The organism is Micromonospora sp. NPDC048040 (assembly GCF_055587185.1).
This window is the reverse complement of record NZ_JBVJGT010000105.1, coordinates 1-10,604: the sequence shown is the minus strand read 5'-3', so window position 1 is coordinate 10,604 and position 10,604 is coordinate 1. Positions and strand designations below refer to the sequence as shown.

The 10,604-nt window shown below is 71.5% G+C and carries 6 protein-coding genes; 1 reads left to right on the top strand and 5 read right to left on the bottom strand.

The window, feature by feature from the left end; all coding sequences use genetic code 11:
* Positions 1–113: 113 nt before the first annotated feature.
* The 5 genes from ACZ6O2_RS35935 to ACZ6O2_RS35915 form a co-directional block, all read right to left on the bottom strand.
* Positions 114–869, bottom strand: coding sequence for a hypothetical protein (locus tag ACZ6O2_RS35935; RefSeq protein ID WP_350710519.1), 756 nt, complete (start codon positions 867–869; stop codon positions 114–116).
* Positions 870–1,129: 260 nt separating this feature from the next.
* Positions 1,130–1,999, bottom strand: coding sequence for an alpha/beta fold hydrolase (locus tag ACZ6O2_RS35930; protein WP_466026132.1), 870 nt, complete (start codon positions 1,997–1,999; stop codon positions 1,130–1,132).
* 485 nt (positions 2,000–2,484) lie between these two features.
* A complete protein-coding gene (locus tag ACZ6O2_RS35925; protein WP_466026131.1) occupies positions 2,485–2,949 on the bottom strand; it encodes an enediyne antibiotic chromoprotein in 465 nt (154 codons plus the stop codon).
* A 293-nt stretch (positions 2,950–3,242) separates the two neighbouring features.
* Positions 3,243–4,886 carry a (2,3-dihydroxybenzoyl)adenylate synthase gene (locus ACZ6O2_RS35920; protein WP_466026130.1) on the bottom strand — a complete coding sequence of 548 codons (1,644 nt, stop codon included), beginning with the start codon at positions 4,884–4,886 and terminating at the stop codon, positions 3,243–3,245.
* Entirely contained in the window at positions 4,883–10,075 is a 5,193-nt protein-coding gene (locus ACZ6O2_RS35915; protein ID WP_466026129.1) for a type I polyketide synthase, read from the bottom strand. Before ACZ6O2_RS35915 ends, ACZ6O2_RS35920 begins: the two co-directional genes overlap by 4 nt.
* A gap of 101 nt (positions 10,076–10,176) precedes the next feature.
* Here ACZ6O2_RS35915 and ACZ6O2_RS35910 point away from each other — a divergent pair.
* A partial coding sequence (locus tag ACZ6O2_RS35910; RefSeq protein WP_466026128.1) for an RNA-guided endonuclease InsQ/TnpB family protein occupies positions 10,177–10,604 on the top strand: 428 nt, incomplete at its 3' end.

Sequence of the window (10,604 nt, the reverse complement as noted above, 5' to 3'; positions counted from 1 at the left end):
CCCCCCCCCCCCCCCCCCCCCCCCCCCCCCCCCCCCCCCCCCCCCCCCCCCCCCCCCCCCCCCCCCCCCCCCCCCCCCCCCCCCCCCCCACGACCTGGGAGGGCGGCGGTTGATCAGCTCAGGGCCAGGGCCCGCTCGTAGACGGTGGAGACCGACTCGGTGGCCAGCTGCTCCGTCGGCTCGACGGACCAGATCAGCAGGTCACCGTCAGCGGCCAGGGTGAGCTGGGCCTCGCACTCGGTGGTCGGGAGGGTCTCGTCGTTGAGTCCGGTGAACGACGGCAGGATCGTCGTGAGGGTGGAGGCGAAGGTGCGGGCGCCGTCCAGCGGCAGGGCCTTGTGCTCGGCGTAGGAGATGCTGCCCTTCAGCGGCTCACCCTTGCCGGTCTCCAGCAGGATGGTGCCGGCGCTGCAGGTGCGCAGCACCTCGGTCACCTTGTCGATCGCGGCCTCGGCGCCGCCGGGGATCTGGAACACGGCGGTCATGTAGTACCGCTGGAGGCTGTCCGGCGCGGCCTCCGTCGATCGCTCGCCCGACTGCATGTAGCCCTCGACCCCGCTGAGGTCGCCAAGGGCATCGGTCATGTTCAGGCAGCCCTTGGGCTCGGACGTGAGACCAGGACCGGACTCGAACTGACCGGTCGCCACTGCCTCCTTGATGGTGATGGTGGGCTGGATGGACGCCGACTTCGCGTCCAGACCGTCGGCGGGTGCCAGGAGCTGCCGGAGCTCCGACGATTCGAAGTGCATCGGGGCCGCCGCGGTGTCGCCGGACTCGGCGCTGGCCGCCCCGTTCCCCGCCAGGAACAGCGTGGTGAGGGCCGCCATCGCCACTGCGGCGAGTGCGACGACGGTACGCTTCTTGCGCATGTTTTCTCCATTTTTTCGGGTTACGTTGACCGGTGACCGCTGAACAGCGGAATTCACCCGAGGCGTTCGGCCGCCCTCCCGATTCTCTCGCCTCTCCACCAGTATGTGGTTCGTCCGGACCGTTTTCCCCTCCCGTATTGCTCACCGGTTAGGGGGTGTGGAGTTCGCGATTCGTGTCGGATTAGTTATTGATTCAGGAGCGTAATCAAGGCGGGGCGCAAGGGGTGGCATTCCCTCGCGGCGAACTGGTCTCGGGGCCGTCACCACGTCGGCGGCGTGCTCGTCGCAGGGGGGCGTGACAGGAGAAGGTCGTGGAGCGCCTCGGCGAACTCGTACGGGTGGGTGACGTGCCCGAGGTGGCCGCCGGGAAGGTCGACCATCCCGACCTCCAGCAGCCGCGCCAGCTCCTTGTTGGGGCGGTAGGCGTACTGCTCCCGGGAGGTGGTGCCGCCGGCCAGCACCAGCTTGTCGCGGTGTCGGCGCAGCGCCCCCAGGTCGGGCTGGAAGGCGGGGAAGCTGCGGGTCTCGTGCTCGAACCAGAACACCTCGTTGCGGCGGAGCCTGGTGAGCAGTTCCTCGAGTTGCTGCGGCGGAAGCCGGGCGTCCTCGGGTGGCCGGGTCTCACCTTCCAGGCCGACGTGGTCCCGGAAAACCGCCTTGGCGGCGGCGACGCCGGACTCCCGGTAGGTGACGTACAGGCTCTCGTAGAAACTCAACCAGCGCGCGGCATCCGGCAGAATCGACGCCAGGGGTGGCTCGTGGGCGACCAGGGTGCGCAGGCGGTTTGGGCGCGTCTGCAGCAGGGCCAGTGCCACGATGCCGCCTGAGCAGGTACCAAACACGTCGGCGGGCTCGTCGGACACGTGGTCGAGCAGCGCAACCGCATCCTGCGCGTCGACGAGAACCCGTCGATCATCCGCCACCGCGTCGAAGACCGGGCTTCGGGAGAAGCCGCGCCGGTCGTAGGTGATGACCGTGCGGTGGGCGGCGAGGGAGTCGGCCAGTGGCCCGAACGGGGTGGCGTCCCCGTTCCCGGTGGGAATGCACAGCAGCGGTGGTCCGTCGCCACGGAGCTCGAAATAGAGGGTGGCGCCGGGAACGTCGATGGTGCCCCGTCGTGGTGGGCGCATGTGAACCTCCTGGGAGGAGTGCTGGGACGCCGACGCAGCTCGTGGCCCTGGCTGGCGCCGGGCGGTCGCATGCCTCCCCAGGCCGACCGGAGCGTGCCGAAGCGTCGACACCTGGTCGGCCCGGCCGCTGCTCGGCAGTGGCTGCGGGCTCGGCGGAGCGGGCCCGCCGACGGCGTCGGTCCGGCCGTCGGCCGCCAGTCGACGGTAGGTCCGGCGGTGCGGCTGGACATCTTCATGAATGCGTGGAGGTCGTGGCGCGCCAGCGTCCGCTGCCCACCGCGGCCAACGGGCTCAGGATTGGGACACCGCCGATGCGACAATGTCCAGGTGCCGCGCACATCGACAGCGTTTCGCAGTTTCCGGTCGAATGGCGTCATGTTTTGCGCCAGCGCCCGGAAGCGGCGTGGAACGGTTCCGAGGCGCCTAAAAAAGCTGTTCCGGGTCACGCGGAACGTGACCCGGAACAGCGTTGGTGCGGCTTGCGATTACTTGAACGAAATTGCCGCGCCGGCGCCCTCGCCGAGGTCGTTGAACATGCCGATGCCGCACGGCACGGCCTTGCAGTCAACGGTGCCCCACGGGATGTTCTCCGGGCCCAGCGTGCCCTGGTAGACCTGCCGGACCGTCAGCTTGGTGTTCAGGTTGCCCGAGCTGGACGAGCTGACGTGAATGGTCTCGGCGCCGTTGCACGGAAGGGTTTCGCCGATGATCGCGCACTGGCCGATGTGGTACACGGTGCTCGGCCGGAGGCCGGTGGCGGCAATGGTCACCGCCGTCCCGTCGACCAGGTTGCTCGACGGCGTGATGGTGACCCTGGCGGTGGCGGCGGAGACGCCGTCCTTCGGGGCGCTGACCGCCGGCGCCGAGGCGGCAACGGTGAGACCGAGGGCCGCCACGGCGCTGAGGCCGAGGGCGGACAGGGCGGTACGGTTCCAGTTCCTGACGGTCACGCGAAACTCCAATTCGTGGATGTCGGGCACACTTCTGGCAGGACCGGTCGTTTTGCACCCGAGGGAACGGGTAGGTGATGCGACGCGACGGGACGAACAGTGCACCCGTGTCATGGCGTATTGACGACCGCCGAGCCGCATCATGAGCGCTCTAACAGTTATGACGACGGGCCGGCCGGCGATTGATCGGTCTGCGGCCAGAAATTTGTGCGGCCGTCTCGCCGCCGCGGCCGGGGGCGGCGGGACCAGGGTGCGACCGGCGGGCCCACGGCAGGCCGCGCGAGGCTCCGGCCCTACGCAGCCCGCGTCAGGAGCAGCCGCAGCGCCTTCTTGTCCGGTTTCCCGAGCGGGGTGTGCGGCAGGTCGTCCAGGACGACCAGACGCTCCGGCACCTTGAACGTCGCGAGCCCCCGCTCCGTCAGCGCCGCGGCCACCCGGTCCAGGGTCAGCTCACGTCCCGGATGCAGGCGGACGACGAGGCAGACCCGTTCCCCGACGACGGCGTCGGGCACCGACACGGCCGCAGCCTCGGCGACGTCCGGGATGTCCTGCGCCAGCGTCTCGATCTCGGCGGCGGAGATCTTCTCACCTGCCCGGTTGATCACGTCCTTCACCCGGCCACAGACCACAAGGTTGCCTCGCGGGGTGATGCGCACGAGGTCACCGGTGCGGTACCAGCCGTCGGGCGTGTAGGAGACGGCGTTCTGCTCGGGCGCCCGGTAGTAGCCGCGCGGGGTGTACGGGCCTCGGACGAGCAGCTCCCCAACCGCACCGGGCGGCACGGGCCGGCCCGTCAGGGGGTGGACCACGAGCAACTCGTCGAACGGGCTGAGCGGGCGCCCCTGCGTCGTGTTCGCGACGGAGCGGGGCGCGTCGACCGGGGTGTAGCAGACCAGACCCTCCGCCATCCCGTAGACCTGTTGCAGCTCGCAGCCGAGGGCCGGGCCGATGGCGCCGGCGACCTCCGGCGAGAGCATCGACCCGCCGACGTGGATGTGCCGCAGGCTGGACAGGTCACGACCGCTGCCGTCCACGGCCTCCATCCATCTGATCGCCACCGCCGGCACCACCGACGTCGCGGTGACCCCTTCCGCCTCGATGGCGGCGAACGCCTGCTCGGGGCGGGGCGACGGCAGCATGACGACCCGCCCGCCGCGGTGCAGGGTCCCCAGCACTCCGGGGTTCGCCAACGGGAAGTTGTGCCCGACCGGCAGCACCGCCAGGTACACCGTCTGGCGGCTGAACCGGCAGACATCGGCGCACCGCCGGATGTTGTACTCGTAGTCGTCGTGCGTGCGGGCGATGACTTTCGGTACTGCGGTGGTGCCACCGGAGAGCAGGAAGAGCGCCACGTCGGCCGCGGACGGGGCCAGGCCGTCCAGCCGCCGGCGCCGCGCCTCGACGTCACCGCCGCAGCGCATGAGGGACCGTACGTCGACGCTGTGCGGTCGGACGTCGGCGCCGACCACGAGGACGGCCGCGCCGTCCGGCAGGCCGGCTGCCACCTGGTGTGCCAGGGACTGGTGGTCGTAGCCGCGCCAGGTGTCCGGTACGACCAGTGCCCGAGCCTCGACGTGTCCGGCGATCGCGGTGAGCTCGTGCGCTCGGTGCTGCGGGAGCATCATCACGGGCACCACCCCCGCTCGGAAGCAGGCGAGGGTGACGACGACGAACTCCCAGCAGTTCGGCAGCTGCACCAGGACGCTGTCGCCGCGGCGGAGCCCGTGCTCGATCAGCTGCTCGGCCAGGCCGTCGCTCAGCACAGCGAGTTCCCGGTACGTCAGCCGCCGGTCGCCGTCGACCACGGCCACGTGGTCGCCCCACGCGTCCGCCCAGTCCCACAGATACGCCCCGAGTGGGCGGCCCCGCCAGCAGTCGGCCGTCCGGTACGCGTAGGCGAGATCCTCCGGCCAGGGTACGGTGCCCTCGTCGATCACGGCTTGACTCCTTCCGTAGGGGCGGCCGTCGGCCCCAGCCGGGCGGCCAGGTACGTGGCGATGGCGTCCACGGTGGGTTGGTCCCAGAGCAGGGTCGCGGGCAGCGCGAGCCGGAACTCCCGTTCCAGCGCGTACCGGATCCGTGTGGTCATCACCGAGTCCAAGCCCATCTCCGACAGGGGGCGGTGAGGGTCGACGTCGAGGACCGGCAGCCGGGTCTCGTCGGCGACCTGTTCGCTGATCCGCAGGGACAGGTGCGCGTGCAGCGCGCCGTCGTCCAGGCCGGTCCACGATGGAGCCGTCGGATCGGCCGCCTCTCCGGCGGAGGAGACGGTCGTCAGCTCGTCGAGCAGGGGTGGGCGCCGCCCGGCCGGGGAGCCCGGCAGAACGCGGAACACGGCCGCCTCGCCGAGGCCGTACCGCTCCACGAGTTCCCAGGAGGCGAACGCCTCGGCCGCACTGATGTCCGCGGTGCCCCGGGCGGCCAGTTCGGCGTCGATCACCTCCGAGGAGGTGGACATGCCGAGCCCGCGCCAGGACGTCCAGGCGATGCTTCGCGTTCCGCTGTCGCCCGCTGCGCGCCGGTGTCGCGCGAGACCGTCGAGGAAGGCGTTGCCCGCGGCGTAGCTGGCCTGCCCGGGCAGGCCGAGGAGTTGACCCGCCGAGGAGAAGAGCACGAAGAAGTCCACGCTGCCGGGCGGGAAGATGTCATGCAGGGCCAGCGCCCCCGCGACCTTCGGCCGTAGCACGTGACGCAGTGACGCCTCGTCGAGTGCGCCGACCGTGCGGTTGTCGATCACCCCTGCGGCGTGCACGACGCCGCGGACGGGAGGCAGCCCGAGCGCGGCCGGCCGCAGCAGTCGCGCGGCGGCGTGCCGGTCGGCGATGTCGACCGGCACCACGGCGACCGTGACACCGGAACGCTCGAGTGCCCGAATGGTCTCGACCGCTGCCCGCTGCCCGGGGTCGGTCAGGTCGTCCCACGCGTCACGCCGGGGCAGACCACGGCGACCGGCCAGCACGATGCGGCGCGCGCCACGCGTCGCCAGCCAGGACGCCACCTGCAGGCCGAGGGTCCCCAGCCCGCCGGTGACCAGGTACGTGCCGTCCGGCCGGCAGATCGCCGGTGAGGCGTCGGCGGCGCCCTCACCGGCACGCAGGCGTGGCACCGAGACGATCCCGTCCCGGATGACGATGACGTCTTCGCCGTGGCTGTCCCCGATGATCTCCACGAGCGTCGACAGGTCACCCGGCGACGCGCCGACGTCGACGACACCGCCCCAGAGCTCCGGATGCTCGCCACCGACGATCCTGCCCAGACCCCAGAGAGCAGCGTGGCCGAGAGCCCCGCTGTCCGTGCAGCCGGCCACGCCCTGGGTCAGGCACCAGAGGCGTGCGGGCCGTGCCGACCCGGCCCCCGCCAGCCGCTGTGCGGTCCGGGTGAGCAGCCAGGTGTTCTCGTCGACCGACCCGGCCACGTCGTCGGGGCGCGTGCGGGCGGGCACGACGAGGACCGCCGTACCGTCGGTCAGGTCCGTGCCGGCGAGGTGGTCCGGGTCGGAGATGTGCCGCCACGGTATGCCCGTGTCCTTCAGGCGTGCGGCCAGTCCGTCGCTCAGCGATGTGCCCGGGCCGACCAGGACCACCGCCCCCGGGCGGTGCCCGACCAGCCGGGGTGCGGACCGCCAGATGGTCTGGTGCACCAGACCCTTCGGGGTGTCGCCCTGGTGCACATCGAGGTCGAGCACCCCGTACCGCAGGCCGGTCAGCCGGCCGACCGTCTCGCCGTACGAGTTGACGATCTCCACCTCGACGACGTCGTCGGCCGCTGTGCGCACGACGATCCGCGCCTGGGCGACCGCCGCCGGCGAGAGCGTGACCCGGTGGATGTGCGCGGGCATCCGGAGGATGGCCGGCCCGGGAAAGACCACCGACGCGATCGACAGCGCAGCGTCGAGCATCGGCGCCCACCCGCGCGGCGCCCCCTCACCGTTCTCGACATCGACGTCCGCGACCATGCCGTCCACGGTTCGGCCGATGCGACGGACGACCCAGCGGAAACCCATGGCGGCGACACCGAGCGAAGCCAGCCGGTCGACGACGAAGTCGTCCGGCAACGCCTCGACCACCGTGGTGGGGTGGCTGTCACCGGCGGGTAGGTCCAGGTGTGTGTCGATGGTGGCTGCGGTGTGCGTAACCCAGCCCTCGTCCTCGTCGTCGGCGCCGTCAGCGAGGATCCGCGAGCTGAGGCGGAGCGTTTCGCCCTGACGGACCACCTGGACCTCCCGCGGCCGGGTCACGCTGACCGGTACCCGGAGGGCGAGGTCTGCCAGGTCGACCCAGCCCCGATCCGTTGCGGCGGAGAAGAAGGTGTTGAGCAGCACCGCGGCGGGGACGATCTCCACGTCCCGTACGGGATGGTCCCCCGGGTACGGACGGGAGCCGTGGTCGAGGCGGGTTGACCAGAACTCGGTCCTCTCGGCCCCACGCACCACCGTGCGCCCACCGAGCAGCGTGTGGCTGCGCGGGTCGTGCCGCCTCGTCACCCCGGGCGTCGGTGCCGGCTCCGGTGCCCAGTGCCGCCTGCGCTGCCACGCCTGGGTCGGCAGGTCGGCGAGGTCACCAACGGACCACAGGGCTGACCAGTCAACGGCCGCGCCGTGGCAGTACAGCTCGCCCAGGCTCGTCAGCAGGGCCTCATGTGCCGGCCGGCCCCGGCGCAGCGAGTACGCCACCCGGCCGTCGTCGATCCCGAGGCTGTCCAGGGCTTCGCTGATCGAGTGTGCGACGACGGGGTGCGCGGAGATCTCCAGGAAGAGCCGGTGACCGTCCTCGGCTGCGGCGGCGACGGCCTGCGCGAAGCGCACCGAGCCGCGCAGGTTCGCCGCCCAGTAGGCGCCGTCCCGCGCGGCGGTCGAGCGGGGGTCGGAGAGGGCCGTCGTGTAGGTCGGGATCAGTGGCGCCGCAGGTGGAAGGTCGGTGGCGGCGGCCTCCAGCGGGTCCAGGAGCGGATCCATGTGCGGACTGTGGAACGCCACATCCGACTGGATCGGCCGGACCGTCACCCCGTCTGCGAGCCACCGCTGCGCGACGTCGGCGATGCCCGCGACGTCACCGGACAGCACCGACCATTCGGGGGACGCGGCGATCGCGACGACCACGTCGTCCCGTTCGCCCAGCCGGCGTACCGCCTCGTCGAATCCGACGTTCACCATGACCATGGCGCCGGCCCCGGCGACCTCCCGCAGGAGCAGCGAGCGGCGGCAGACCAGGCGCGCGCCCTGCTCCAGGGTGAGCATTCCGGCGGTGACCGCGGCGGCGATCTCCCCCACGGAGTGACCTATGACGGCGGCGGGACGCAGTCCCATCGCCCGCCACGTCGCCGCCAGCGCGACCTGGACGGCGAAGATCATTGGCTGGATCACGTCCACCGGTTGCGGACGGTCGTCGAGGAGAACGGACCGTGGCGAGAGACCCAGCTCCGCCCTGAACACCGGGTCGAGTTGGTCGAGCACGTCGGCGAACGGGGCGTCGTCGATCAGGTCGCGGGCCATGCCGGTCCACTGTGAGCCGTGTCCCGAGAACACCCAGACGACGCCACGGTCACCGCCGGCCGGTGCCGCGCCGGTCACGCAGCCCCGGCCGGTGGACGCGTACTCCCGCAGTGCCTCGACCAGGCCGGTCCGGTCGGTGGCGACCACGGCGGCGCGATGGGTGAGATGGCTGCGTCCGAGCGCGAGGGTGTGGCCGACGTCCGTGGCGGTCAGGGCCGGGTCATCCGTGAGTCGCCTGGCGAGCCGGTCGGCGTTCTGCCGGAGGGCAGCAGGGCTGGCCCCCGACAACGGGTGGAGGAGGGGACGGGGTGACTCGCCGTCGCCGTCGCGGCGGACCGGCGTATCGGCTCCGTCGATGATGAGGTGGGCGATGGTGCCGCCGTAGCCGTACCCGGAGACCGCTGCGCGCCGCGGCGTGTCCGCCTGCGGCCACGGCGTCGGCTCCGTCACCACCCGGAGTCCCGAGGTCTCCCAGGCGACGGCGGGGTTGGGGCGGTGGAGGTGAAGACTCGGTGGCAGCTCGCCGTGCCGGAGGGCGAGTACCGTCTTGATGACGCCGGCGACGCCGGCACCCGCCTCCAGGTGACCGATGTTCGGCTTGACCGAGCCGATCAGCAGCGGGCGGTCCGGCGGCCTGCCGGCCCCGAACACCGACGCCAGCGCACCCGCCTCCAGGGGGTCGCCCACCGGTGTTCCTGTGCCGTGCGCCTCGACGTACTGGACCGTCCGCGGATCTATGCCGGCGTCCCGGCAGGCGCGACGCATCAACTGCTCCTGTGCGTGCCCGTTCGGCGCCATGATGCCGTTGGTCCGGCCGTCCTGCTGGACCGCGCTGCCCCGGACGACGGCCAGGATCCGGTCGTTGTCCCGGCGGGCGTCGGCGAGCCGCTTGAGCACCACGACGCCACCGCCCTCGCCACGGCCGTAACCGTCCGCGTCCGCGTCGAAGGACTTGCAGCGCCCGTCCGGGGAGGTGGCGCCGGCGGCGTCCAGGACCAGGGTCAGGCCGGGCGCCGCCATCACCAGCACCCCGCCGGCCAGGGCGACGTCGCATTCCCCTGCCCGCAGGGCCTGTGCCGCCAGGTGGATGGCGACCAGGGACGAGGAGCACGCGGTGTCCACGGTCATGCTGGGACCGTGCAGGTCCAGCGCGTACGACACCCGGTTGGCGACGGCGCAGTAGGCCCCTCCGATCCCGGTCCACGCCTCGATGCGGGGGAGGTCCTCCAGCAGCCGCCGCCCGTAGTCGTCCGTGCCGACGCCCATGAACACGCCGGCGTCGGTGCCGGCGAGCCCCTTCGGCGGGATGCCCGCGTGCTCCAGGGCCTCCCACGCCAGTTCCAGCACGATGCGTTGCTGCGGATCCATCAGCGCCGCTTCCCGCGGTGTGATCTCGAAGAAGTCGGCGTCGAAGCCGGAGACGTCGGCCAGGAAGGATCCCCGCGTGGTCGCCGTCGCCAACGCTGCGGCGTGCTCCGGGCCCTGGCTGGCGTACCAGCTCCAGCGGTCGTCGGGGAGTTCCCCGACGGTGTCCCTGCCGTCGCGCAACAACGCCCAGAACTCGTCGGGCGAACTGACGTCTCCGGCGAACCTGCAGGCCATGCCGACGATGGCGATGGGTTCGGTTGAGGTCATCAGAGTCGCGGCGTGGAAGCCCGGCCGTTCAGGGCCAGGAGGAAACGCCGCTCCCTCCCCTCAGCGATCGTGCACCACAATGGACCGTTAGAATGTGAAATGTGGGCGGGGTGGTGAGGCGGGCGTACAAGTACCGCTTCTATCCCACCGCCGAGCAGGCTGAACAACTCCGCCGCACCTTTGGGTGCGTGCGCCTGGTCTACAACAAAGCCCTCGAGATGCGGACCCGCGCATACGCTACGGAACGCCGCTCGATCAGTTACGTGGAATCGTCGGCGGCCCTGACCGAATGGAAACGCGTTGAGGATCTGGCGTTCCTCAATGAGGTGTCCAGTGTTCCGCTGCAGCAAGCGTTGCGGCATCTGCACGCCGCCTACACGGCGTTCTTCGCCAAACGCGCCCGATACCCCCATTTCAAGTCGAAGAGGAAGTCGCGGGCCAGCGCCGAGTACACCCGGTCGGCGTTCCGCTGGCGGGACGGGAAACTGACTCTCGCGAAGATGGTCGCCCCGCTGGACATTGTGTGGTC

What these genes read in the sequence shown, in the direction of transcription:
- ACZ6O2_RS35935 (WP_350710519.1), bottom strand. Translation starts at nt 869, where the DNA reads ATGCGCAAGAAGCGTACCGTCGTCGCACTCGCCGCAGTGGCGATGGCG.
- ACZ6O2_RS35930 (WP_466026132.1), bottom strand. Translation starts at nt 1,999, where the DNA reads ATGCGCCCACCACGACGGGGCACCATCGACGTTCCCGGCGCCACCCTC.
- ACZ6O2_RS35915 (WP_466026129.1), bottom strand. Translation starts at nt 10,075, where the DNA reads ATGACCTCAACCGAACCCATCGCCATCGTCGGCATGGCCTGCAGGTTC.